Origin of the sequence: Bradyrhizobium sp. BR2003, from assembly GCF_009720285.1 — a bacterium.
Lineage (GTDB): Bacteria > Pseudomonadota > Alphaproteobacteria > Rhizobiales > Xanthobacteraceae > Bradyrhizobium > Bradyrhizobium elkanii.
This window is the reverse complement of sequence record NZ_SMYJ01000025.1, coordinates 171,292-195,005: the sequence shown is the minus strand read 5'-3', so window position 1 is coordinate 195,005 and position 23,714 is coordinate 171,292. Positions and strand designations below refer to the sequence as shown.

The 23,714-nt window shown below is 62.0% G+C and carries 26 protein-coding genes; 19 read left to right on the top strand and 7 right to left on the bottom strand.

Annotated features, from left to right (window positions below):
• Positions 1–142 precede the first annotated feature (142 nt).
• Genes E2I15_RS18425 through E2I15_RS18415 form a run of 3 tightly spaced genes read left to right on the top strand, consistent with a single transcriptional unit; the run spans position 143 to position 2,566 of the window.
• Positions 143–1,318, top strand: coding sequence for an acyl-CoA dehydrogenase family protein (locus E2I15_RS18425; RefSeq protein WP_137478807.1), 1,176 nt, complete (start codon positions 143–145; stop codon positions 1,316–1,318).
• A 10-nt stretch (positions 1,319–1,328) separates the two neighbouring features.
• A complete protein-coding gene (locus E2I15_RS18420; protein ID WP_137478602.1) occupies positions 1,329–1,883 on the top strand; it encodes a flavin reductase family protein in 555 nt (184 codons plus the stop codon).
• Positions 1,880–2,566 carry a TetR/AcrR family transcriptional regulator gene (locus E2I15_RS18415; protein WP_018272811.1) on the top strand — a complete coding sequence of 229 codons (687 nt, stop codon included), beginning with the start codon at positions 1,880–1,882 and terminating at the stop codon, positions 2,564–2,566. The genes E2I15_RS18420 and E2I15_RS18415 overlap by 4 nt, the downstream gene beginning before the upstream one ends.
• Before the next feature lie 6 nt (positions 2,567–2,572).
• Here E2I15_RS18415 and E2I15_RS18410 read toward each other — a convergent pair whose 3' ends face one another.
• Both E2I15_RS18410 and E2I15_RS18405 read right to left on the bottom strand, forming a co-directional pair.
• The gene (locus tag E2I15_RS18410; protein ID WP_137478601.1) at positions 2,573–3,448 is read right to left on the bottom strand and encodes a polysaccharide deacetylase family protein; all 876 of its coding nucleotides are present in this window, start codon (positions 3,446–3,448) and stop codon (positions 2,573–2,575) included.
• Positions 3,449–3,460: 12 nt separating this feature from the next.
• The gene (locus tag E2I15_RS18405; RefSeq protein WP_137478600.1) at positions 3,461–4,558 is read right to left on the bottom strand and encodes an LLM class flavin-dependent oxidoreductase; all 1,098 of its coding nucleotides are present in this window, start codon (positions 4,556–4,558) and stop codon (positions 3,461–3,463) included.
• 169 nt (positions 4,559–4,727) lie between these two features.
• Here E2I15_RS18405 and E2I15_RS18400 point away from each other — a divergent pair, with 169 nt between their 5' ends.
• The 8 genes from E2I15_RS18400 to E2I15_RS18365 all read left to right on the top strand — a co-directional run bounded on the left by E2I15_RS18400 (position 4,728) and on the right by E2I15_RS18365 (position 13,209).
• Positions 4,728–5,609, top strand: a complete 882-nt coding sequence (locus E2I15_RS18400; protein ID WP_137478806.1) for an FAD binding domain-containing protein — start codon at positions 4,728–4,730, stop codon at positions 5,607–5,609.
• Complete coding sequence (locus E2I15_RS18395) at positions 5,606–6,091, top strand: (2Fe-2S)-binding protein (protein ID WP_137478599.1); 486 nt, start codon at positions 5,606–5,608, stop codon at positions 6,089–6,091. Before E2I15_RS18400 ends, E2I15_RS18395 begins: the two co-directional genes overlap by 4 nt.
• A complete protein-coding gene (locus E2I15_RS18390) occupies positions 6,088–8,478 on the top strand; it encodes a xanthine dehydrogenase family protein molybdopterin-binding subunit (protein WP_137478598.1) in 2,391 nt (796 codons plus the stop codon). Before E2I15_RS18395 ends, E2I15_RS18390 begins: the two co-directional genes overlap by 4 nt.
• A gap of 67 nt (positions 8,479–8,545) precedes the next feature.
• Positions 8,546–9,799, top strand: coding sequence for an ABC transporter substrate-binding protein (locus E2I15_RS18385; RefSeq protein WP_137478597.1), 1,254 nt, complete (start codon positions 8,546–8,548; stop codon positions 9,797–9,799).
• A 54-nt stretch (positions 9,800–9,853) separates the two neighbouring features.
• Positions 9,854–10,738: a branched-chain amino acid ABC transporter permease gene (locus E2I15_RS18380; protein WP_137478596.1), complete on the top strand. Its 885-nt coding sequence runs from the start codon at positions 9,854–9,856 to the stop codon at positions 10,736–10,738.
• 9 nt (positions 10,739–10,747) lie between these two features.
• Complete coding sequence (locus E2I15_RS18375; protein ID WP_137478595.1) at positions 10,748–11,734, top strand: branched-chain amino acid ABC transporter permease; 987 nt, start codon at positions 10,748–10,750, stop codon at positions 11,732–11,734.
• Complete coding sequence (locus E2I15_RS18370; protein WP_137478594.1) at positions 11,731–12,501, top strand: ABC transporter ATP-binding protein; 771 nt, start codon at positions 11,731–11,733, stop codon at positions 12,499–12,501. Before E2I15_RS18375 ends, E2I15_RS18370 begins: the two co-directional genes overlap by 4 nt.
• Positions 12,502–12,504: 3 nt before the next feature.
• Complete coding sequence (locus tag E2I15_RS18365; protein ID WP_137478593.1) at positions 12,505–13,209, top strand: ABC transporter ATP-binding protein; 705 nt, start codon at positions 12,505–12,507, stop codon at positions 13,207–13,209.
• A 36-nt stretch (positions 13,210–13,245) separates the two neighbouring features.
• On the opposite strand, the gene E2I15_RS18360 is transcribed toward E2I15_RS18365, so the two are convergent.
• Positions 13,246–14,397, bottom strand: coding sequence for a zinc-dependent alcohol dehydrogenase (locus E2I15_RS18360; protein WP_137478592.1), 1,152 nt, complete (start codon positions 14,395–14,397; stop codon positions 13,246–13,248).
• 194 nt (positions 14,398–14,591) lie between these two features.
• Here E2I15_RS18360 and E2I15_RS18355 point away from each other — a divergent pair, with 194 nt between their 5' ends.
• Genes E2I15_RS18355 through E2I15_RS18335 form a run of 5 tightly spaced genes read left to right on the top strand, consistent with a single transcriptional unit; the run spans position 14,592 to position 19,147 of the window.
• Complete coding sequence (locus tag E2I15_RS18355; protein ID WP_137478591.1) at positions 14,592–15,599, top strand: ABC transporter substrate-binding protein; 1,008 nt, start codon at positions 14,592–14,594, stop codon at positions 15,597–15,599.
• A gap of 38 nt (positions 15,600–15,637) precedes the next feature.
• Positions 15,638–16,453, top strand: a complete 816-nt coding sequence (locus tag E2I15_RS18350) for an ABC transporter permease (RefSeq protein ID WP_137478590.1) — start codon at positions 15,638–15,640, stop codon at positions 16,451–16,453.
• A 4-nt stretch (positions 16,454–16,457) separates the two neighbouring features.
• On the top strand, positions 16,458–17,243 hold the full coding sequence (locus E2I15_RS18345; RefSeq protein WP_137478589.1) for an ABC transporter permease: 786 nt from the start codon (positions 16,458–16,460) through the stop codon (positions 17,241–17,243).
• Positions 17,240–18,304, top strand: coding sequence for an ABC transporter ATP-binding protein (locus tag E2I15_RS18340; protein ID WP_137478588.1), 1,065 nt, complete (start codon positions 17,240–17,242; stop codon positions 18,302–18,304). The genes E2I15_RS18345 and E2I15_RS18340 overlap by 4 nt, the downstream gene beginning before the upstream one ends.
• 3 nt (positions 18,305–18,307) lie before the next feature.
• On the top strand, positions 18,308–19,147 hold the full coding sequence (locus tag E2I15_RS18335) for a phosphodiesterase (protein ID WP_137478587.1): 840 nt from the start codon (positions 18,308–18,310) through the stop codon (positions 19,145–19,147).
• A 218-nt stretch (positions 19,148–19,365) separates the two neighbouring features.
• Here the strand turns inward: E2I15_RS18335 and E2I15_RS39245 are convergent, their stop codons facing one another.
• Complete coding sequence (locus tag E2I15_RS39245) at positions 19,366–19,518, bottom strand: hypothetical protein (protein WP_246668025.1); 153 nt, start codon at positions 19,516–19,518, stop codon at positions 19,366–19,368.
• Between E2I15_RS39245 and E2I15_RS18330 the strand changes: the two genes are divergently transcribed.
• Together E2I15_RS18330 and E2I15_RS18325 are read left to right on the top strand one after the other, a co-directional pair.
• Positions 19,511–20,179 carry a Crp/Fnr family transcriptional regulator gene (locus E2I15_RS18330; protein ID WP_233285806.1) on the top strand — a complete coding sequence of 223 codons (669 nt, stop codon included), beginning with the start codon at positions 19,511–19,513 and terminating at the stop codon, positions 20,177–20,179. The genes E2I15_RS39245 and E2I15_RS18330 overlap by 8 nt on opposite strands.
• Before the next feature lie 132 nt (positions 20,180–20,311).
• Positions 20,312–20,581, top strand: a complete 270-nt coding sequence (locus E2I15_RS18325) for a hypothetical protein (protein WP_137478586.1) — start codon at positions 20,312–20,314, stop codon at positions 20,579–20,581.
• A 64-nt stretch (positions 20,582–20,645) separates the two neighbouring features.
• Here the strand turns inward: E2I15_RS18325 and E2I15_RS18320 are convergent, their stop codons facing one another.
• Together E2I15_RS18320 and E2I15_RS18315 are read right to left on the bottom strand one after the other, a co-directional pair.
• Positions 20,646–21,740 (bottom strand): amidohydrolase family protein, encoded by a 1,095-nt coding sequence (locus E2I15_RS18320; protein WP_137478585.1) that lies wholly within the window; start codon positions 21,738–21,740, stop codon positions 20,646–20,648.
• A 103-nt stretch (positions 21,741–21,843) separates the two neighbouring features.
• Positions 21,844–22,164: a hypothetical protein gene (locus E2I15_RS18315; RefSeq protein ID WP_155262352.1), complete on the bottom strand. Its 321-nt coding sequence runs from the start codon at positions 22,162–22,164 to the stop codon at positions 21,844–21,846.
• Positions 22,165–22,187: 23 nt separating this feature from the next.
• On the opposite strand from E2I15_RS18315, the gene E2I15_RS18310 reads away from it, so the two are divergent.
• A complete protein-coding gene (locus tag E2I15_RS18310) occupies positions 22,188–22,994 on the top strand; it encodes an SDR family NAD(P)-dependent oxidoreductase (protein ID WP_137478583.1) in 807 nt (268 codons plus the stop codon).
• Here the strand turns inward: E2I15_RS18310 and E2I15_RS18305 are convergent.
• Entirely contained in the window at positions 22,991–23,698 is a 708-nt protein-coding gene (locus E2I15_RS18305; protein ID WP_137478582.1) for a molybdate ABC transporter substrate-binding protein, read from the bottom strand. The genes E2I15_RS18310 and E2I15_RS18305 overlap by 4 nt on opposite strands.
• Positions 23,699–23,714 lie beyond the last annotated feature (16 nt).

The window sequence follows — 23,714 nt, the reverse complement described above, 5'->3', positions numbered from 1 at the left end:
GCATCTTGATCTCTGGTGATCGATCGATAAACTGAGTTGACGGCTCGATCGCACGCGCAAATCTCTTGGAGATCGAGCGAAGGAAGAGACCATGGTTGAGGTTGGCCGCGGGCTCGACACGCAGGTACAGCCAGGCCCGGATATGGATCGTTATTCGGTCATGGTCGCACGGGCCGGGGCGCTCGTTCCGGCTTTGCGCGAACGGGCATCGCGGACTGAAGAGTTGCGCAGATTGCCGCCGGAGACCGAGCGGGATTTGCTTGAAAGCGGCCTTTTCCGGATCCTGCAGCCCAAGCGCGTCGGAGGCAGCGAGCTCGACTATGTTGCACTGGTCGACTGCGCCGATGCCCTCGGGCGGGGAGACGCCTCGGTGTCCTGGAATTTTGCCAACCTTGCAAGTCACCACTGGATGCTGGGTATGTTCGCCCCCGAAGCGCAGAGCGCGGTGTGGGGAGAGGATCCGGATGCGCTGATCGCGTCTTCCTTTGTCTTCCCGGCAGGTCGTGCGAGGAAGGCAGGTGGCGGATATGTTCTGAGTGGTCATTGGCCGTTTTCGTCCGGGGTGGAATCCTGCGGATGGAACATGCTCGCGAGCGTGGTCGCCTCGGATGATGAGGCCGATGGTGTCGAGTATCGTCTATTCCTGTTGAACAGGCGGGACTACAGCATCGACGACACCTGGAATGCGGCTGGTTTGCGCGGGACGGGGTCGAACGACGTGCGGGTAACCGACGCATTCGTTCCCGAGCATATGACGGTTGCCGTCAGCGATCTTGCGGGAGGTGCGACGCCGGGCAGTGTCGTCAATCCAAATGCGCTCTACATGCTTCCGGTCTTTTCGTTGTTTCCCTATGTGCTGTCCGGGGTTGGTTTGGGAAATGCACAGGCTTGCCTTGATGACTATGTCGAGATCGCGCGACACCGCGCTTCGACATATAACCGGGCCAAGATCGGGGACCTGCAAAGCACACAGATCAAGATCGCCGAAGCGTCGGCGAAGATAGATGCCGCGCGGTTGATCATGCGCACCAACTGTGTCGAGGCGCTTGCGGAGGTCCGGCGTGGCGACATCCCGGGGATGGCCGCGAAGACGAAGCTCCGGCGCGACGGTGCGTTCGCGGTCAATTTGTGCACCGAGGCGGTATCTCTTCTATTCGCGGCGGGCGGCGCACGCAGCCTGTTTACCTCGGGAGCGTTGCAGCGCCAATTCCGCGACGCGCATGCGGTGAATTCGCATCTCGCGTTCAATTTCGACGCGGCGGGCACCAATTACGGGCGGGTGGCTCTGGGACTGCCGTCCGAAAACCTGACGCTTTGAGGTTAGCCGGATGTCCGACTCGCCCAAACATCCGCTGGATCCCGCCAGTGAGCTCGCAAGCGATAGCTCGGCGATCGATCCCCGTGATTTCCGCAATGCGCTCGGCACGTTCGCAACAGGTGTGACGATAGTCACCGCGATGTCGGCTGAAGGAAGGCCGTATGGAATTACCTGTAATTCCTTTGCATCAGTGTCGCTCAACCCGCCACTGGTGCTGTGGAGCCTGGGCATGTTTTCGCAGGGGCTGCCGATCTTTCAGAATGCCAGTCATTTTACGGTCAACGTTCTAGACGCGTCGCAGCAGGCGCTGGCGATGCAGTTTGCCAGATCGTCGGGTGACAAGTTCGCGGGCGTGAGCTGGACGCCGGGTCTCGGGAATGCTCCCGTGCTTGCCGATGTGGTCGCGAATTTCCAATGCCGTGCCGCCAACCGCTACTATGGCGGGGATCACGTCATTTTCCTGGGCGCGGTGGAAGCCTACGACTATAACCGGAACAATCCGCTGTTGTTCGCGCGCGGAGGTTTTGGCCGGTTCCTGGCCGACGGTGGTGACAAGACATCATGAATCGAAAGACGCCCGTCAAGCGCGTTCGTGCCAAGCAGAGGCGACTATCAGCTGTCGATCGTCGCAGTGAATTCGTTACCAAGGCAACCGAGCTATTTGCGGAGGAGGGATTTGGCGGCGGCACGCGTGCCCTTGCTCACAAGCTCGGCGTAACGCAGCCGCTGCTTTACCGCTACTTTCCGAGCAAGGACGATCTCATCAAGGAAGTCTACCGAAAGGTATATCTCGAACCGCTTGAAATCGGCTGGGAGAAGCTGCTCTCGGATCGGTCGCGTCCGCTCCGCGTGCGGCTTCAGGAATTTTACGAAATCTATACCGACGCGATCTTCAACCGAAGATGGCTCCGTATCTATCTCTACTCCGGCCTCAAGGGCCTCGATATCAATCGCTGGTATGTTGGCATGGTCAAGGACAAGATCCTGACGCGCATTCTCAGGGAATGCCGCCACGATGCCGGCCTTGCGACGCAAGGCAGGCCCAGCGCCGCAGAACTCGAGTTGGCCTGGGTGTTTCACGGCGGCATCTTCTACTATGGCGTACGCAAGTACATCTACGAAGCGCCTGTCCTCGAGGACAAGGCGCAAATGATCAGTGACGCGCTGGATATCTTCCTCGCGGGATTTGAGAGGATGGCGGAGAGCGCGACCGATCGTCGACGGGCGCCGATCAAGGTCGTCGGCTGAGCCGCGCTACATTATCGCCATCTGACCCCGATACCAGTCTCCGATCTCGCTTGCCGTCATGAGGGCGACGCCGTCATGGCCGATAACGTAATCGAGCAGGGCCTCGAGGTACTTGATACGATGAGGCACGCCAGTGATGTAGGGGTGCACCGAGATGGCCATAATCCGCGCGTTCTCTGCGCCCTCGAGGTACAGCCGATCGAACTGGTCAGTGCAGCGCGTCAGGAACTGTTCCGACGGAAGGTGTTGCAGCGCGTGAATGACAATGTCGTTGGTCTCGACCGAATAGGGAATCGTCGTCACGGTGCCGTGCGGCGTGACGATGTCCTGGGGAAGATCGTCGATCACCCAATCGGCCACGTATTCGATCCCGTTGAGGCGCAGAAGATCGAGCGTTTCTTCGGTTTCGGTCAGGCCCGGGCTTTCCCATGATCGCGGCGGCTTGCCGGTGAATCCAACAATCGTGTCGACCGCGCGCTTGATTGCGTCCGCCTGGTTCTCGACCTTGTGCATCGGGCCCTGAACGAACCCATGTCCCATGAATTCGAAGCCCGCCTCGCGCGCCGCCGACGCCACACGCGGATAGCTGTAGCAGACGTTGGCGTTTGCAGCCAGCGTCACCGGTATCTTTCGATCGGTGAGAGCTTTGAACTGCCGCCAGAAGCCGGCGCGCATGCCGTACTCATGCCACGACCAGTTCGGCACGTCGGGCAGCAGGGGCTGCCCCATCGGCGGGCTCAGCACGGTGCGTGGCATCGCATTCTCGATGCGCCATTCCTCGACATTGAGGATGACCCACACGGCAAGCTTCTTTCCGTCAGGCAATGTCAGTTTCGGTCGGTCAACCTGCGCCTGGTACGGAATGCGATCAGTAAGGGCCATGTCGAACCTCCTTCACGTCGATGATCCGGCAGCGGCGGCATTGATCCGCGGCAGGACTTTCTCGGCCATCAGGATCATCGATTGACGGCCAAGCTCGCGATCTTTCCAGTCCTTGCCGGCGTAAAGCAGGGTTCCAAAGGTACCAATCTCTTCCTGGAACGCCAGCAGCTGGTCAGCCACGCTTTCGGGCGTGCCGTAGATGATCAATTTGTCGCAGATCGATTCCAGTGTAACCTCAGCGTCGGGTTGATCCCGTCGCGTCTTGAACAACTCGAGCCGGCCACTGCGCCTCAGCTTCGTGAACAGTTGGTGATAATAGTACACGTAGGGACTATCAGGCGGTGTGGCATAGGCCTTCGCGGTTGCTGCATCCTTTGCCACGAACACGCTTTTGGCGACACGCCAATTGCCAGGTTCGGCTGCCCGGTTCACGCGCGCACAACCCTCGACATATTTCGGCCAGTGGCTCTTCACCCAGGCAGGCATCAGGAAGTTCGCCGAAATCGGATCCCAGCCGCGCGCCGCCGCCTCCGTGACGCCCTTTGAGAATGGCGCAACCGCGGTCACCACGATTGGCGGGTGAGGGGCCTGCAAAGGGCGAGCGACGATTCCCTGGCCGATGTCCTCGATCTGAGTTCTTTTGACTGAGATGTTCCAATATTTGCCCTGCAAATCATAGGGCGGCTTACCGGCCCATATATCAAGAACCTGATTGATGGCTTCGAGGAACATCGCATTGCGGTCGGCATCGAGATTGCCGAAAACCTCCGCATCCGACAGCAATCCACCAGGACTGATTCCAAGGATGAAGCGGCCATCAAGCATGTGATCGAGCATGGCGACGGCCGCTGCGACTGCTGCCGGATGCGTGTTTGGCATGTTGATGGTGCCAGTTCCAAGCTTGATCTGCTTGGTTGCGGCTGCAAGCCAGGCAATAAAGGCGATGCTTGAGGTGATGTTCTCGGCCTTGTCGGTGACGTGCTCGCCGACATACGCTTCGGTGAACCCGAGCTCATCCGCGAGCAGAAAAGCCTCACGATCTTCCCGGAGCGATTGCCGCCAATCCTTGTCGAGAGGATGGATCGGCATCGTAAAAAAACCGAGCTTCATGATCCGCCTCCCCGCGATTTGAACTTTGGTTGGCAAGGAACCTGCGTCCTTCCCGAGGCCAAGACAAGCCCTACCGCACAAATAATCACTCGATAAACAAGCTTGACCTTTGAAGACGGCGGCCCTCTAATCGGGCAAACCAAAATTGGGCCCGGGAGGCCACGCCCACATGAAAGCTGCGGCTTTCGCCTACGCCCGCGCGACCAGCGTCGTGAATGCGCTGGAGCTGCTCGCCATGCACGGCGACAAGGCGAAGGTTCTGTCGGGAGGTCAGAGCCTGATGCCGGCGATGAACCTGCGGCTCCTGTCGCCGGACATTCTGGTCGATATCGGCGGCCTCGCCGAGTTGCGCGGCATCACCGTGAGGGGAGACGTGCTGGTCGTTGGCGCGTTGACCCGGCACGTCGATCTGCTCAGATCGCCGGAGATTGCACTGCAGGCGCGGCTGTTGCGCGATGCCGTTGCCCACGTTGCCCATCCCGCAATTCGCAATCGCGGAACGATCGGCGGTAGCCTCGCTCACGCCGATCCTGCCTCGGAGCTGCCGGCCTGTGTTGTGGCGCTTGACGCCACCATCGTTGTTCGGGGCTCGGCCGGCGAGCGCCGGATTGCTGCGACGGAGTTTTTCAGGGGAATCTACGAAACGGCGCTGTTGCCGGACGAGCTGCTTGTCGCGGTCGAGGTGCCGATCGCAGGCCAAGGCTCGACATTTTTCTTTCAGGAGTATGCCCGGCGGCATGGCGACTACGCTGTCGTTGGTCTTGCTGCCCGTGCTATTGTTGCAGCCGGCAGATTCTCAGCTCTTCGGCTCGGCTTCTTTGCTGTTGGCGATCGGCCGTTGCTCGCGGCGGCCGCCGGCAAACTGATCAATACCACGGTAACTCCCGCCTTGCTCGCAGAGGCGGCGACCGCACTGGCGGATGAACTCGATCCACACGAGGACCAGCAGGCGACCGCAGCCATGCGTCGACACCTCGCGACGGTCTTGCTCCGGCGCTGCGTGGCAGAATTGCTCGCGCGGCCGGAACTGGAAACGGGAGTCGGCAAGTGAACGCTCCGGTAGCCGTCTCGCTTCTGGTCAACGGCGAACCCATCGATGCCTTCGTCTTGCCGCGGCTCAATCTTGCTGATTTCCTTCGGGAAAATCTCAAGCTGACAGGAACCCACGTTGGGTGCGAGCACGGCGTTTGCGGCGCCTGCACGGTCCGGCTCGATGGCGAGATCGTTCGCTCCTGTCTGATGCTGACGGTCCAGGCGCAGGGCGCGTCTGTTGAGACAATCGAGGGGCTGTCTGACAGCGGTGAAATAGCCGATCTTCAGGCAGCATTTCGCGAGCGCAATGCATTGCAGTGTGGCTATTGCACGCCTGGGATGCTGATAACGGCGCAGGACCTGCTGAAGCATGTGTCCGTGCCTGATCGCCGGGCGATCCGGGAGCATCTTTCCGGCAACTATTGCCGCTGCACAGGCTATCAGGCCATCGTGGATGCGGTGGAGGCGACAGCCAAGACGCGTGCGGAGCGGGCCGTATGACGGTGACGCGGGCGCGAACAGACACGCTTTCGGTGCTTGATCGCCCGAATTCCTACATCGGCAAGACCGTGCCGCGGCCGAACCTCGACAGGTTGCTGCAGGGGCGCGGCCAATATGTGAGTGATCTCGAATTGCCGCGAATGGCGCATGTGGTTTTTCTACGGTCCCCACATGCCCACGCCAAAATCGTAGCGATCGACGCCGACGCGGCAAGGCGCATGCCGGGTGTCATTTCCATCGTCACGGGTCGTGAACTTGAAGCGGTCATCACGCCGTGGGTCGGGGTGCTCTCGCACCTGAAGGGACTGAAGTCAGCGCCGCAGCACGCGATCGCGGTCGACCGCGTGTGCTGGCAGGGTGAGGCCGTTGCAGCGATTGTGGCGACCAGCCGTGCTGCAGCCGAAGATGCCATGGAGCATATTTCGGTCGACTACGAGGAGCTCGAGCCGGTCACGGACATGCGAGCTGCGCTCGATCCGGCAGCTCCCGTCATTCATGCTGCGCTCGGCGACAATCTTGCCTTTGAGCGGATGCTCGACGCCGGCGACGTCGATCATGCATTGTCGGGGTCCGAACTCGTCGAGGCCGACTTCGTATTCGGGCGCCACACCGGCGTGACACTTGAACCGCGGGCCGTCGTTGCCGACTGGTATGCGGCCGAGGCACGGCTCACGATCTATCAGGGCACGCAGGCGCCCCACATGGTGCAGAACATTGCAGCGCTGCATCTTGGGTTGAGGGAAGCGCAGGTCCGGGTCGTCTGCAAGGATGTCGGCGGCTCGTTCGGCATCAAGGTCCATATCTACGCCGACGAAATGGCCACCTACGCGCTATCCAAGCTGTTGCGCCGGCCGGTCAAGTTCGTGGCGGACCGCGTCGAGAGTTTCAACACGGACATCCACGCCCGCGATCATCGTTGCAGGGGACGGATCGGCGTCAGGCCGGACGGTACGATCACAGCCTTCGAGATCGACGATCTGACGGGGATCGGCCCGTATTCGATGTATCCGCGCACCAGCGCCATCGAGGCAAATCAGGTGGTCAATCTGGTCGGTGGGCCCTATGTCACGGCGAACTATCGGGCACGGGCGCGCGTCGTCTTCCAGAACAAGAACATGATGTGCCAGTACCGGGCGGTCGGACACCCGATCGCCTGTTCGGTCACCGAAGGCCTGGTCGATCTGGCGGCAGCGAAGATCGGCATGGACCCTGTCGAAATCCGGCGGCGCAATCTGATCGCCGACGATGCCTATCCGTGTGCATCACCCTCGGGCATGAAGTTCGAGCAGCTCTCGCATCACGCCTCGTTGACCAAGCTACTTCAGATGATGGATTACGACGCGTTGCGCGCTGAGCAAGCGGCCTTGCGTGCCAGAAACGTGCATCGAGGCATCGGAATCGCGAGCGTCATCGAGGTGACCAATCCCAGCGCTGCCTTCTACGGCGTGGGCGGCGCGAAAATCTCATCGCAGGATGGCGTTGCGGTCCGGCTCGACGCGCAAGGGTCGGTGATCTGCCAGACCAGCATCACGGAACAGGGGCAAGGGTCGGAATCGTTGACGGCCCAGATCGTCGGCAGCGTGCTTGGCGTTTCGATGGAACGCGTTCGCGTCATCCTGGGGGACACCGACAACACGCCCTATGGCGGTGGCACCTGGGCCTCGCGCGGTGCCGGCATCGGCGGCGAAGCTGCATTGCAGGCAGCCAAGGCCCTGCGAGAGAATATTCTGAACGTCGCCGCGGCCATCCTGCAATCGACGCCGGCCGAGCTCGATATCGTCGACAACGGCATCGTCAACACTGCAGACGGCGCGCCTCGCATTGAACTGCACGAGCTTGCGCGGATCGTCTATTTTCGGCCGGACACCCTGCCTCCCGGCATACAGCCCGAATTGATGGCGACCCGGCATTTCGTTCCGCGCCAATATCCCTTTGCGTTCACCAACGGCGTTCAAGCCTCATGGCTCGAGGTCGATACCGAGACCGGGTTCGTCAAGCTGCTGAAGCATTGGGTTGTCGAAGACTGCGGCACCATCATCAACCCGCAACTGGTCGACGAGCAGATCCGGGGCGGGGTCGTGCAGGGGCTCGGCGCGGCGCTGTTCGAGAAGTGCATCTACGACGAACGCGGTCAGCTGACCAATGCCAATATGGCGGACTATCTGGTCCCGATGTCCGGAGAGATGCCCGATATCGAGGTCGGCCACGTGGTGTCTCCGACGCAGGAATCGGAGCTGGGAGCCAAAGGGGCAGGGGAGGCGGGGACGGCCGGTGCGGCAGCGGCGGTTGCCAACGCAGTCAATGACGCGCTCCGGCCGTTTGACGCAACAATTACCGAGATTCCGCTCACGCCTCAGGTTATCCTGACCGCCTTGAGACGGATCTGAGCGGAGACGTTCCGGGCAACGATAATACGATAAGCAAAACGCAGACAGTTCTTGGGGAGGAATAGTCATGACGAAGAAGGTCACCAAAGCTGGATCGATATCACGGCGTCGTCTGCTGACGACGGCAAGCGCCGGCGCCGTTCTCGCCGTCTCGCCTTTTCGCATCAATCTGCTTCAGGCCCAGGAAGCGCCCATCAAGATCGGCTTCCCGGTTCCTTTGACCGGTCCATACGGCGCCGAGGCCCAGGACCAGGTGCGGGCGGGTCAGCTTGCTGTGGCCCAGTTCAATGATGCTGGCGGTCTCAACGGCCGCAAGGCCGAGCTCGTGGTGCGCGACGACAAGCTGAATCCCGGCGAGGCGGCGACGCGGACCCTGGAATTGGTCGAGAAGGAGAAGGTGAATTTCGTCGTCGGCAGTCTGTCCGCGGCGGTTCAGCTCGCGATCAACAACGTCACCAAGGAGCGCGGCGTCATCTTCAATTCGATCAGTCAGTCCGACGCCATCAACGAGGCGGCAGATTTCAGCAAATACACGTTCCACGAAGCGCTGAACCCGCATATGACGTCAGGGGCGGTCGGTCGCTACGCCTTCACCAAATTCGGCAAGAAGGTTGCGTTTCTCACGGCGGATTATGCTTACGGTCACGAGATGGTTCGCGGCTTTCTCGAGGTCGGCAAGCAATTCAACATCGAGAATCTCGGTGACATCCGCCATCCGCTCGGGACGACTGATTTCTCGACCCTGCTGCCGCGTCTCCAGGCGCTGAAGCCCGATATTCTATGCATCAGCAATTTTGGCCGGGACCAGCAAATCGCACTGAAACAGGCAACCGACTTCGGCATCAAGAAATCGATCCAGATCATCGCGCCGCTGCTGTCGCACGCCAGTCGCGTTGCGGCGGGCCCTCAGGCATTCGAAGGCGTCGTCGGCGGCTGCTCGTTCTTCTGGGGCATCGAGGACAAGTTCGCCTCGACCAAGGCGTTCAACGACGCGTTCCGCAAGATGTATGACGGCAAGTTGCCTACCGACTACGGCGCGCTCGGCTATGGCGGTGTTCGGACGGTGCTCGAGGCGGTCAAGGGCGCGGGCAGCGTGGAGACCGACAAGGTCGTCGCGGCGTTGGAGGCCCTGAAGTACGACTACTACAAGGGGCCGCAATACTATCGCAAATGCGATCACCAGTCGGTGCAATCGGTGCTCGTGATCAAGTCGAAGTCCAAGGACATGAAGAACGAGTCGGATGTGTTCGAGGTTCTATCGACCGAGGAGCCTGACGAGAAGAACCTGCGTACCTGCGACGCGCTTGGCCACAAGAGCTGAGTCATGCGTCGGCGCGCACCGCGGGGCGGGTGCGCGCCGTGCTGAGGGGGACAAATGGCGGGCCTGAGCTTTGACCTGATTGCATTGCAATTATTCGCCGGGCTGGCGCTCGGCGCGATCTACGTGCTGTTTGCGATCGGCCTCTCGCTGATTTTCGGGATGTTGACCGTCGTCAACTTCGCCCATGGCGCGTTCTACATGGTCGGCGCCTATGTCGGGCTGTACCTGATTTCGATCGGCGGCAATTTCTGGCTCTGCTTGCTGGCGGTACCACTCCTGATCGGGCTATTCGGCCTTGCCGTCGAGCGCGTGCTGATCCGGCCGCTTTACGGCCGCGGCATCGATTATCCGCTACTGCTGACCTTCGGGCTGAGCTACGTCATGGTCGAATGCGTGCGCATTGCCTTCGGCAAGACTGGTTATCCCTTCGATACGCCCGAGCTTCTGCAGGGGGCTGTCAACATCGGTGTCGGATATTTTCCACTCTACCGCCTGTTCGTGATCGGCGCGACGGCCGTCGTCTTGTTGGCGCTCTGGCTGTTCCTGGAAAAAACCAGCTTCGGGCTCATCATCCGCGCCGGCGCGCGCGATCCGCAAATCGTCCGCGTCCTTGGGGTCGACGTTTCCAAGGTCTGGTTGATCGTGTTCGGGATAGGCACCGCGATTGCGGGCTTTGCCGGGCTGCTGGCTGCCCCGCTTCAAGGCGTCATTCCCGAGATGGGCGGCACGATTCTCGCCGAGGCGTTCGTGGTGACGGTCGTAGGAGGCATGGGTTCGATCGGTGGCGCCGTACTGGCGGGCCTCCTCGTCGGTGTGGTGGTCAGCCTGACGTCGCTGTTTGCACCCGAGATGGCCAAGGTTTCGATCTTTGCCCTGATGGCGATCGTCCTGATCGTTCGTCCCCAGGGCTTCTTCGGCCGTGCCGGATTGATGAGCTGAGAGCCAGGGATGACCGGAGCCACCGAATCCATCAAACAGCCTCGTGCCACGACGGGCAGTTGGTACGAATTCGCAACGCGGCATCGCGCCAGCATTGCGGCCGCGGTGATCCTGATCTTCCCGTTGGTGATGCCGTTCACGGCCCTCGCGGTGAACATCCTGATCTATGGATTGTACGCCGTCGGCTTCAACCTCGTCTTTGGTTATCTCGGTCTGCTGTCGTTTGGTCACGCGGCGCTGTTCGGAACCGGTGCCTACCTCGGTGGCATCGCCATCGTGCATTTTGGCTGGCCATGGTATGCGGCCATCGCGGCCGGGATCGCCGGCGGCCTGTTGATGGCATCGTTGATTGGCGTGCTCGCGATCAGAACCCGCGGCATCTACTTCGCGATGGTGACGATGGCGCTGTCGCAATGTATCTACTACCTCTTCTATCAAGCGGTTGACCTCACTGGCGGCGAAAACGGCCTCCGCGGCATCAACGTCCGCACCATCGATCTGTTCGGCTTGCGGCTCGACTTCATCAATCCGATGATCCGCTACTATGTCATCGCGGCTTTCGTGATTGCCGCTTTTTTCGTGATGTCGCGCATTCTGGCCTCGCCATTTGGCGCCGTCATTGAGGCCGTGCGGGAGAATGAGATGCGCGCGCGCGCGTCAGGCTATGACGTCACCAAGACCCGTTTGCTGACCTTCGTTTTATCTGGCGGCTTCTGCGGTCTCGCAGGAGCCTTGCAGGCGCTGCATCTGTCGATCGTTCCGATCGAGATCCTGCACTACGAGACGTCGGGCCTGGTCGTGATGATCGCATTGCTGGGCGGTATGGGGACGTTCTTCGGGCCGATGATCGGCGCCGCGGTGTTCCTGGTCCTGGAGAATATTGTCTCGGTGTGGACCGTTCACTGGCAACTGATCGTGGGAGCCATCTTCATTGCGTGCGTGCTGTTCTTCCCCGCCGGCATCTGGGGCACGCTGATCGCGCGAGGCAGGCGATGAGTGCCGCGGAAGACCAAACCAAAGAAATCATTCTGCGCACCAAGGGCGTCGGCAAGACGTTCGGGAAGTTTGTCGCGCTGAACAATATCTCGGCGGAGTTCTCCAGAGGAGCGATCACCTCCATTATTGGTCCGAACGGGGCCGGTAAGAGCACCTATTTCAACCTGCTGTGCGGTGCGTTTGCGCCCACCAAAGGCAGCGTTGAATTCGAGGGCAGAGATGTCACCGGCCTGCCGCAGCACTGCTTTGCGCATATGGGCATCGCAAAGTCCTTTCAGATAACCAGCGTGTTTCCGCAGCTCACGACCCGTGAAAATATCCGCGTTGGTCTGCAGGCGCTGGTGTCGAGATACGACATCTGGCGTCCCCGCGCGCGCCTGACCGAGCTGGTCGAGCGGGCGGACGAGCTGCTGGCCCTGGTCGGATTGTGGGAGTCCCGGGAACGTGCCGCCAAGACGCTGGCCCATGGCGAGCAGCGGGCGCTGGAAATCGGCATGGCGCTTGCCAGCCAACCCCGCTTGCTGCTGCTGGACGAGCCGACGGCCGGCATGAGCCCGGAGGAAACCCGGATCATGATGGATCTGATCGTGAAGCTCGCGAAGGAACGTACGGTCATCCTCGTCGAGCACAAGATGAAGCTGGTGCTCGGGATCAGCGATCGCATCCTCGTGCTGCACCACGGAGAACTTCTCGCCGAAGGAACGCCGCAGGAGGTCCGGCAGAACGAGGCGGTGAAGCGGGTCTATCTCGGCCAACGGGAGCATTGACGGATGCTGCAGATCAGCAAGCTCAATGCCTGGTACGGCGCAAGTCACGCGCTGCAGGACGTCACGCTCGAGGTGACCAAAGGCGAGATCGTCTGCCTCATCGGTCGCAATGGAGCCGGCAAGACGACGACGCTGAAATCGATCATGGGGTTGATGGGACGAACGCGCGGCTCGGTCACCTTCAAGGGCGTGGAGCTGCTGAGCCGGCCGCCGCATGTGCGCTTCGCGCTCGGACTTGCCTACGTTCCCGAAGAGCGGCGGATTGTGCAGGGACTGTCGGTCCGGGAAAATTTGCGGCTCGGACTGGTGGCGTCGCCGGCGAAGAAGCGGGAAGCCGAGCTGATCGACGAGATGGCAGGAGTATTCCCACGGCTGGCCGAGCGTATGGACCAGGAGGCGGTCACGATGTCCGGCGGCGAGCAGCAGATGCTGGCGATCGCGCGGGCGATGATCGCAAAGCCCGACCTGATCATGCTGGATGAGCCTTCGGAGGGCATCATGCCGGTCCTGGTCGACGAGATGTTCGAGCTGTTCCGCAACATGAAGGCGCAGGGGACGACGGTGCTGCTGGTCGAGCAGAACGTCGAGCTCGCGCTTGGCATCGCCGATCGTGCCTACGTCCTTGATCAGGGGGCAGTGGTGCACCAGGCGTCGGCGCAGACCTTGCTGGCCGACGACGAGATCAAGGAACGATATTGTTCGGTGTGAGCGGGCTTTCCGGTCTCCCGCCGGCGCGATTAGACCTTACTCCGCGGCGCGCGCGATCGCGTCGGCCTTGCGAGTGGTGACGACGACCTTGATCGCGTCATCCACGCGATCCCGTGCATATCTGAGCGCCGTCGGCAGGTCGGCCAGCGGAAACGTATGCGTGTGGATTCTTGTTGCGTCGAACCGCTTCGCTGCCATCAATTCCATGGCGCGGTGAGTAGCGCTGCGGCCCTCACCGCGGATCCCGTAAGCGTAGATGTTGTTTCGCACGAGATGCGCGATATCCAGCGTCGCGGCCTCGTGCGGGAAGGCGGCCAGACAAATCTTGCCGCCACGGTTGGTCATATGAATGGCCTGGTTGAGTGTCGCTTCGGTGCCGGCACATTCGACGACATAGTCCGCGCCGATCCCCCCTGTTTGTTGCTTCACGACCGCAACGGCGTCTTCGTCGTTGATGTTGATGACGCGGTCGGCCCCCAGTTCCTGGCCGATCGCGAGCCGCTTGTTGCGCGTGCCGGTCAGAATCACCGGGCTTGCACCAAGCGCCTTGGCCACGGCAACTGCGAGAAGCCCGATCGGCCCCGGGCCGATCACCACGACGCTCTCGCCGGCCACCAATCCCCCCAATTCCGTCAAGCCATACATCGACGTCCCGGCGGTCACCACAAGCGTCGCCTCCGCGTCGCTCATGCTGTCCGGTACGCGCGCCAGCGTGTTGATGTGGTTGACCGCGTATTCGGCGAAACCGCCGTCGGTCGTGAAGCCGTTGGCGCGGTGGCCCTTCTCGGGCTTTCCATAGTTGAGACAGGATGTGTACATGCCCTGGCGGCAGCGTTTGCACTGGCCGCAACCGGCATGGATTTCGACGCTGACCCGCTCACCGATACTGAATTCGTCAACGTCCGGCCCGAGTGCGGCGACCGTGCCCATGTACTCGTGGCCCGGCGTAAAGTTTTTGTTGAAGGGCAGGCCGCCTTGAATGCTTGCCGGCGACCCGGCATGGATAATTTCGAGATCGGTGGCGCAGATCGCAACCGCGTCGATGCGCACCAGCACCTCGGCACGCGAGGGGACCGGCGTTGGCTTTTCGCGAAGCAGGAGCTGATCGGGGTCACCAAGGACCCAGGCTGCCATCAGGTCGGGGGCGGGAAGGTCGGGCGACGTCTTGACGCCGTGCGGCTGATACATGGGCGCTTCCTCTTTTGGTTGACAGCCTAGCGCGAAACGACCGGCAGTCGCGAGCATCCGATCGTTGGCATTGGAGCCACTGCATTTGCTGCACGGCAGCAAGCGCGTCGCAAAACGTTCATACGCGGCCTATACTTGGTCGCCCGGTTGATGTTGAAATCCTCATTGCATCCACTCCCAGACCGGAGCCTCCCATGAAGACCGTCCGCCTTGTCCTTGCGTTGCTGGCGCTGACGCTGATCGCGCCGTGGCAATCCGCCAGGGCGGCCGACGTGATCTGCTACAATTGTCCGCCGGAATGGGCGGATTGGGCGTCGATGCTGAAGGCGATCAAGGCGGACCTCAACTACGATATTCCGCATGACAACAAGAATTCCGGCCAGGCGCTGGCCCAGATCCTGGCCGAGAGGAGCAATCCGGTCGGCGATATCGGCTATTTCGGCGTGACCTTCGGCATGAAGGCCAAGGCCCAGGAAGCGCTCGAGCCCTACAAGCCGGCGCATTGGGATCAGGTCCCGGCCGGCCTCAAGGACCCCGATGGCTACTGGACCACGATCCACTCCGGCACGCTCGGCCTGTTCGTGAACAAGGATGCGCTCGGCGGCAAGCCGGTGCCGGCCTGTTGGAAGGATCTCCTGAAGCCCGATTACAAGGGGATGGTCGGCTATCTCGACCCGTCGTCGGCGGCGGTCGGCTATGTCGGCGCGGTCGCCGTCAATCTGGCGCTCGGCGGCTCGCCAGGCAACTTCGACCCGGCGATCAGCTTCTTCAAGGAGCTGCGCAAGAACGATCCGATCGTACCCAAGCAGACGTCATATGCTCGCGTCGTCTCCGGTGAGATGCCGATCCTGTTCGATTACGACTTCAATGCCTATCGCGCGAAGTACTCGGAGAAGGGTAACTTCGAGTTTGTGATTCCCTGCGAGGGGTCGGTGGTGTTTCCCTATGTCGTTGGTCTCGTGAAGAACGCGCCCGACAAGGAGAAGGCCAAGAGGGTGATGGACTATCTCTTGTCCGACAAGGGGCAGGCGATCTGGACCAATGCCTATCTGCGTCCGGCCCGCCCGATCGAGCTGCCGGCTTCCGTGAAGGGGAAATTTCTCCCCGACAGCGATTATGCACGCGCCAAGAGCGTCGACTGGGGCGAGATGGAAAACGTGCAAAAAGCCTTCGTCGACCGCTATCTCGCCGAGGTTCGCTGAGGCAATATGGTGCCCTTCGCCGGGGCACCATTCTTCCGATGTCGCAAAAATCCTTCGTTTGGCTCTGCCTGCTGCCGCTCGCGGTCGTGACCACGGCATTCTTCCTGCTGCCGATGGCACGGCTGGTGGTCGCGGGTGCCGAAGGACCGCACGGGCTCGCCGGATATCTCGCCATCATGACCGAAGCTCGTTATCGCGCGACGCTGATCAATACCGTGCTCCTGGCCGCGGCAACGACGGTAGTCACGCTGATCGTGGCGACGATAGCCGGAATGTTTCTGCAGCGGCACCGCTTTCCCGGGCGGGCCGTGCTAATCGCGATGCTGACCTTTCCGCTGGCGTTTCCCGGCGTGGTGGTCGGCTTCATGATCATTCTGCTGGCGGGGCGGCAGGGGCTGATCGGCGATCTGTCGAACCGGATCTTCGGCGAGAAGTTCGTCTTCGCCTATTCGATCTACGGGTTGTTCCTCGGCTACCTCTACTTCTCGATCCCGCGCGTCATCCTCACCATCATGGCGGCCGTGCAGAAGCTCGATGTCGGTCTGGAAGAAGCCGCGCGTTCGCTCGGCGCGAGCCCCTGGGCGGTGCAGCGTGACGTCGTGCTGCCCGCGCTGGCGCCGGCCTTCGTTGCGTCCGGCGCGATCGCATTTGCGACCGCGATGGGGGCCTTCGGGACTGCGTTTACGCTGGCGACGAATATCGACGTGCTGCCGATGCTGATCTACACCGAGTTCACGCTGGCCGCGAATTTCGCGACCTCGGCCGCGCTGTCGGTGGGACTTGGCCTGATCACCTGGCTCATCCTCGCGCTCGCCCGCTCGTTCAGCGGCAGCGCGGTCGCGGCGGCCGGGTGAACGCATGCGCGATCGCTTGATCTTCACCGGTCAGTTCATCTTCACGCTGCTCGTCGCCGGCTTCCTGGTGGTTCCCGCAGGGCTGTCGATCTCCGCCGGCGTGACCGTCAATTACTTCCGGGGCATCCAGTCCGGCGTGACCCTGCAATGGGTCGCACAGGTCTGGGAGCTCTATGCCGGCACCATCCTGGTCTCCTTCGTGATCGCATTCGCGACCCTTGCCGTCACGCTGCTCGCCGGCGTTCCCGCAGCCTATGCGCTGCACGCGCGGGGAGGCCGGCTTGCGCGCATCGTCGAGGAGATCATCACGTTGCCTTTGGCGATCCCCGGGCTTGCGATTGCGCTTGCACTGCTGCTCGCTTATGGCAGCTTCGGCGACTTTCGCCGTTCCTGGCTGTTCATCCTGGTCGGACATGTGATCTTCACCATGCCGTTCATGGTGCGGTCGGTGATGGCAGTGTTCGCCACCGTGGACATCAAGACGCTGGATGAGGGGGCGGCCTCGCTCGGAGCGTCGCCATGGCGGCGATTCCGCGACGTCATCGTGCCGAACGCACTGCCGGGAATTCTCGCCGGGGCGCTGATGGTGGTCACGCTGTCGCTCGGTGAATTCAACCTGACCTGGATGCTGCATACGCCGTTGACCAAGACACTACCGATCGGGCTCGCCGACAGCTACGCTTCGATGCGGCTCGAAGTGGCCTCAGCCTATACGCTGATCTTCTTCGTGATGATCATTCCGCTGCTGGTCGCGATGCAGCTGCTGGCCGACAGGGATCACAAGCGATGAGTGCGGCCGGGCATGGCGCAGCGGTGCGGATCGAGGCGTGTGGCAAGACCTTTGCCGACGGCACGCGCGCGCTCGATCCCGCGACCCTCGACATTGCGCGCGGCGAGACGATGGTGCTGCTTGGGCCGTCTGGTTGCGGCAAGACCACGATGCTGCGCATCATCGCAGGGCTCGAGCTGCCGGATGTCGGCGGCAAGGTTCTGTTCGACGGCAAGGACATGACCTCGGTCCCGATCGAGCGGCGCAATGTCGGGATGGTGTTCCAGTCCTACGCCCTGTTCCCCAACATGACGGTCGCGGACAATATCGCCTACGGGCTGAAGATCCGCGGTGTTGCGAGGGGCGAGCGCACCGCACGCGTCGCCGAACTGGTTGCGCTGACGAACATCACGGGATTGGAGAATCGCCGCATCGACCAGCTTTCGGGCGGCCAGCGCCAGCGCGTCGCGCTGGCGCGCGCCGTCGCGATCCGGCCCGGCATCTTGCTGCTCGACGAGCCCTTGACAGCGCTCGACGCCGCGTTGCGGGACCGGCTGCGGAGCGAGCTCAACCGGCTGTTGCGTGCGCTTGGCATCACGACGATCTATGTCACCCACGATCAGGCCGAAGCCATGGAATTGGGCGACCGGATCGTCGTGATGCGGAAAGGCGCAATCGCCCAGATCGGCACGCCCCGCGAGGTCTACTTCGCGCCGAAGGACCGGTTTGTGGCGGAGTTCATCGGAGCGGCGAACATTGTGGAGGCTCCGGTCGAGAACGGCGTATTGATCCTGCCCGGCGGGCGACTGCCGATCGAGGGTGCAGCGACGACCGCGAACGAGACCGTCATGATCCGCCCAGAAACCATTCGCGTGACGGAGGCGGGGACGGGTTTGCTCTCGGGAATCGTCGATTCCGTCAGCTTCATCGGCGACCGACAGCGGCTCGTCGTGAGCGGTGCATCGAGCAAGCCGCTCAATGTCGATGCTTCCAACACGATTCAAGCCAGGATCGGCGATCGTGTCGGGCTTTCGATTGCGCCCGACGCCGTCCGTCTGCTCCCCTCCGAACCACGAGATTGATCGATGCCGTCGAAACCGGTCCTCATCGCCCAGATTTCCGACCTCCATATCAAGCCGCCGGGAGCATTGGCCTATGGCCGGGTCGATACCGCGAAGGCGCTTGAGCGCTGCGTGGCCACGCTCAGTGCATTCGAGCCGGCGCCCGATTTCGTCGTCATCTCAGGCGACCTTGTCGATACGCCGTCGGTCGAGGAATACGACCATCTCAAGCGCCTGCTCGAGCCGCTGCGCGTTCCGTTTGCCGGAATTCCCGGCAATCACGACTCGCGTGCGTGGATGCGCGCCGCGTTTCCTGCCGCACCCTATGATCACGGAACAGGCCCGCTCGACCAGCGGATCGAGGTGAATGGGCTCGATCTGCTGCTGCTTGATTCAAGCGTTGCCGGGAAGCCTCATGGCATGCTCGAACCGTCGACGCTGCAATGGCTGGACGCGACGCTGGCGGCGGCAGCCGACCGGCCCGCGCTGCTTTTCCTGCATCACCCGCCGTTCAAGGGCGGCATCTGGCACATGGACCGCCAGGACCTTTTCAATGCCGCAGAACTGGCAGCAATCGTCAGGCGTCACCCGCGGGTGCGTTTGATTGGGTGCGGGCACGTCCATCGTGCCATGCTGACCTCCTTTGCCGGGATTCCCGTCACATTGTGCCCCGCGCCGAACCATGCGGTCGACCTGGACCTTGGACAGCTCCGCGAACCATCGTTCAAGGTGGAACCGCCGGCATTTCACTTGCACACGTGGTTTCCCGGGCCGGATTTTGGACAGTTGGTCACGCACCAGGTCGCGATCGGTCAGTTTGACGGGCCGCATCCGTTCTTTGGGCCAGACGGCAAGCTGCTGTGAGTTGGCGCGTTGACCCTTCGCACAGACGGGATTTTGACAAGCGAGATTGTCGTGGATGGGCCGGGCGTGTCAAATCAAGGGCAGCCCGCAGCTTGCAATTGAGCGTTGCATCGGCGCAGATTTATTCCAAATTGTACCTTGGATGTCCTCCATCCCAATGCGCCGGCTCGGACCTTTGTTGCTGTAGACCCCCGGGGGGGCTATACTTCCGTCTGCTTTCATTGATCGATGGCTTTGTCGGCGTCCGCTGTGCTGGCGGGCCGATTGAACGCAACACAATCAGTCTGGATCACGATGACCGGTGCGTCGCCCATAGAACGAACTTCCGGCGCGCCGTTGTTTTCGAACGACAGGCTGTCGGTGTTGCGCAAGCATCCCTATTTCGCCGATCTCGAGCCCGAGGCATTCGATCAGCTCTGCCGCTACGCCAAGCACACCACGCTGAAGCGGGGGACGACGATCTTTTCCAAAGGCGATCCAGGCACCAGCCTGATTGCGGTGATCTCGGGCACGGTCAAGATCAGCATCTCGTCGCCGGATGGTCGCAATGCGATTTTGAACCTGATCGAGGCCGGTGAGATATTCGGGGAGATCGCGCTGCTCGACGGCTTGTCGCGGACGGCCGATGCCACCGCCAACACCAATTGCGAGCTGTTCGTCATTGACCGGCGCGAGTTCATTCCGTTCGTGCGCAGCCAGCCGACGCTTGCGATGAAGTTCATCGAACTGCTTTGCGAAAGGTTGCGCCGGACCAGCGACCAGGTCGAGCAGGTCATCCTGCAGAACTTGCCCGGCCGCCTGGCCAGCGCGCTGCTGCGCCTGAGCGACAAGCACAAGCCGCAAGGGCGCACCATCTCGATCACCCAGCAGGAGATCAGCGAGATGGTCGGGATGACGCGCGAGAGCATCAACAAGCAGCTCCGCGCATGGGCGATACGCGGTTGGGTCAGGCTTGAGCATGGCGCGATCGTCGTGCTGAAGCCCGAGACGCTCCAGGAGCTGGTCGACGCTGGCGCGAACGACGGCGAGTAGTCGCGTCGGCTGCCCGGTCTGTCGCGCATTTCCCGAAACGGTGAGCTGAACGGGCCTGTGAAGCCATTCACATCGGCCTTGCGTGCGCTGCGGTAAGTGACGCGTCAGGGGGAGCACAATATGGAAGAATCCATGCAGAGCTCTTTCGATAAGCGACGGCAGGATGCACAGCACAACTACCAGAGCTTCAGCATCAAGCTTGTCGCGCTGCCGCTGCTCGTCATCGTTGCGTTGATCGGGATGCTGGTCAGTCATCCCGCGGCGGTCAGATGGATATCGGATGCGGCGCAAGCCGAGTTCGTCGGAACCGACGCCGTCTACACCGATCCGATACCTAATATCGCGCAGATGGCACCAACGGTTCGGCCGGGCAACGAGATCCGCACGGTGAAGGCCTACTGATCGTTGATGCTATCGTCGCGCGGCACGGCGCGACGATAGCTGCCTGTCCAGCAGCAAGCCGTCCTCACGCGGCTACGCCGAGCAGCTTTGCTGCGGTCCGCCCGAGAATATTGGCCTTGTCATCGTCGCTCAGCGACGACGAGGCGAAGATGTGGTCGACCGGTGCCAGTTGCCATGGATAGGGATAGTCGCTTCCCAGCACGATCTGACCGACGCCGACCTGGGCGGCGAGGTGCCTGATCGCCTCAGGCGTGAAGATCAGGGAGTCGAAATAAATCTGTTTGAGATATTCAGCCGGCGCCTTCTGGAGCTTGATCTCCGGATTGCATCCCTTGGGTCCAACCAGACAGGCATGGTCCGAGCGGTCGGCGTAAGAGCCGAGATAACCGCCGCCATGCGCGGCGATGATTTTCAGTCCCGGGAAGCGATCGAGCGTGCCCTCGAAAATCAAGTGAGAAAGCGCGATCGTGGTCTCGAGCGGATTGCCGATCGTGTTGCCAAGCCACCCATTGCCGGAGAGCCGCTTGTTGAGCTCGGGCACGCCCTGCGGATGGATGAACAAAGGGACGCCGAGTTCCTCGGCCTTGGCCCATACCGGATGAAACTTCGGATTTGAGAATTCGACGCCATCGACGACACCGCCGATCGCCGCGCCCTTCAGCCCCTGCTTCTTCACCGCCGTCTCCAACTCCTGCACCGCAAGGTCCGGTGCCTGCAGCGTCAGCGAGGCGAAAGCCGCGAACCGGTCGGGCTTCGAGGCACAGAGTTCGGCGAGCTTCTCATTCTGGATTTTCACGATCTGCGCGGCAAGGTCCCGGTCGCGGTCGTACCAGAACGGATTGATCGAAAGCACTTCCATGTCGACGGCCTGCGCGTCCATCGCGGCCAGCCGCTTGTCGATCTCGATGAAGGCTTCCGCGGCCCCGTTGACCGGCGGCAGTTGATATTTTCCGGCGTCTGCGCCGAGCAGCGCGCCCGCCTCGCGGAAATGGCAATGCGAATGGATGTCGATGGTCTTGACACGTTTGCCGTTGACCGTGACCGGCAGTTGCTGGCGCGATTGCTGCGCATTTGCGTTGTGGACGAGCCCGCAGCCGCAGAACACGATGCCTGCCGCCGCCATTGCTCCCGCTTTCAGGAAATCCCGCCTTGTGGTCATGACGATCGCCTCCCCGGTTGTTTTGTTATGGACGGGGAGCCTAGGGATGCTGGCTAATGCTCGCAAGATCACACGCTGTGCGTGTCGCGCAACGTTGATCTGCTCAGACCGGCTTGATCCCCGCCTTTGCGATGATGTCGCGCCATTTCGGCACTTCGTCTGCAATACGCCTGCGCATGCCATCGGGCCCGTTCGCAAGCACCTCGAGGCCGTCGTTGCGCAGCTGTTCGGCGATCTTCGGCACGCGGCGCGATGTGGCGCAGGTCGAGACAGATGCCCGGTACAATGCACTTTTCCAGCGGATATTCAGTGCGCGGGCGCGCTTCTGCCCACAATGCAGACGCGTTTGCCGCGCTTGTGCAAGATGGCGCTTGCCCTCGGTGTCGAACCTGAAGCAAATCGGGAAAGTGTTGCATTCCGGCATGCGTCGCCGAAGGGAGGATTCACGTGACCGACTATCGCAAGTTATTCGATCTCAGCGGGAAAACCGCCGTCGTGCTGGGAGCGGCCTCGGGAATCGGTAAATCCTCGGCCGAAGCGCTGGCGTCACTCGGCGCGCGCGTGCTCTGCGCCGATCGAGCACAGGAGGGCGCGGAGGCAACGGCTGCTGCAATCCGGCAGCAGGGCGGATCGGCAACATCAGCCAGTTGCGATGCGGCCGATCGTGCCGACGTCGAGGTGCTGGCGGCGAGGGCGCTCGCGGAATTCCAGCGGATCGACATCGCGGTGACGACGCCGGGGCTGAATATCCGCAAGACCATCCTCGATTACACCGAGGAGGATCTCGACCGCGTCATCAACCTCAACGTCAAGGGCACGGTGTGGTTCTTCCAGGCGTTCGGCCGCATCATGGTCAAGCAACAGGGCGGCAGCCTGATTGCATGTTCCTCGGTGCGTGCCGTGACCATCGAGCCGGGGCTTGCAGTCTATGGATCGACCAAGGCGGCGATCGGCCTTCTGGTCAAGGGCTTCGCGTCCGAGGTCGGGCGATCCGGCGTCCGCGTCAATGCGATCGCGCCGAGCATTGCGGAGACCGCATTAACCGGTCCGTTCAAGCAGCGGCCCGATATCTACAACCTCTATGCCGGCCATACCGTGTTCAATCGCTGGAGCCGCGCCGACGAGGTCGCGACCGCCGTCGCCTACCTTGCATCGGACGCGGCGAGTTATGTCAGCGGCAGCACGCTGTTCGTCGATGGCGGCTGGACCGCGGTCGATGGGCCGCCGACGGGGCTTACGCAGCTGGCGCGCTAGGTTGCGTCGGAAGAAAAGCCAGCCTGGTTGCGGAGCTCAGACGTTTCCGACGATGTCAGTAGCGCGATCAGGCGTTGCGCCTGCAACCCAGACGAAGCCTGCGTCGCAACCGCGGCGGTGTACGTGGTGGCGAGCCCGCATCCTGGCGGCAAGCTGCCCGACAGCACGACGCCCTTGGTGCTGATGATCTCGGTCGATTGCGTACAACCGATCGGCCGCCGGTCTCCGGATTCGGCCAGATGTCGCATCGCGGTCGCACCGTTCGGAAAGATCTTCAGGCGATCCGCGACGACATCAGCGATGTCGAGCTGCGTGAGCACCTTGGCGACATGAATTCCGGCCGTCGACGCCTTCGTATCGGGCACGAAGATCGCGTCCGCCGCGAGCAACGCCGCACGCAGGCTGGCCGCGTCGTCGGCGCTGACCGACGGATCGCCGGCCCGAACGGCAAGGGCGGTTTCCACGCGGCCGATGTCCGTTATCGAGCTGCGCAAGACCAGCCCTTCGTCGGCCAACTTCGCGATCAGCGCCGCAGTCAGGATGACAATGTCGGTTGCAACGCCAGTGCGTAACTTGTCGGCCATGGCGCCCACCGCGCCAAAATCACCGGAGATGGCCAGGCCGGTATCGGCTTCAAACGCAGGCGTAAGGCTGCGCACCAGGCCCTGCGCCGCCCCGCCACTCAGGATGTTCAATGTCTTCATGAGCCCTGTTCCTTCG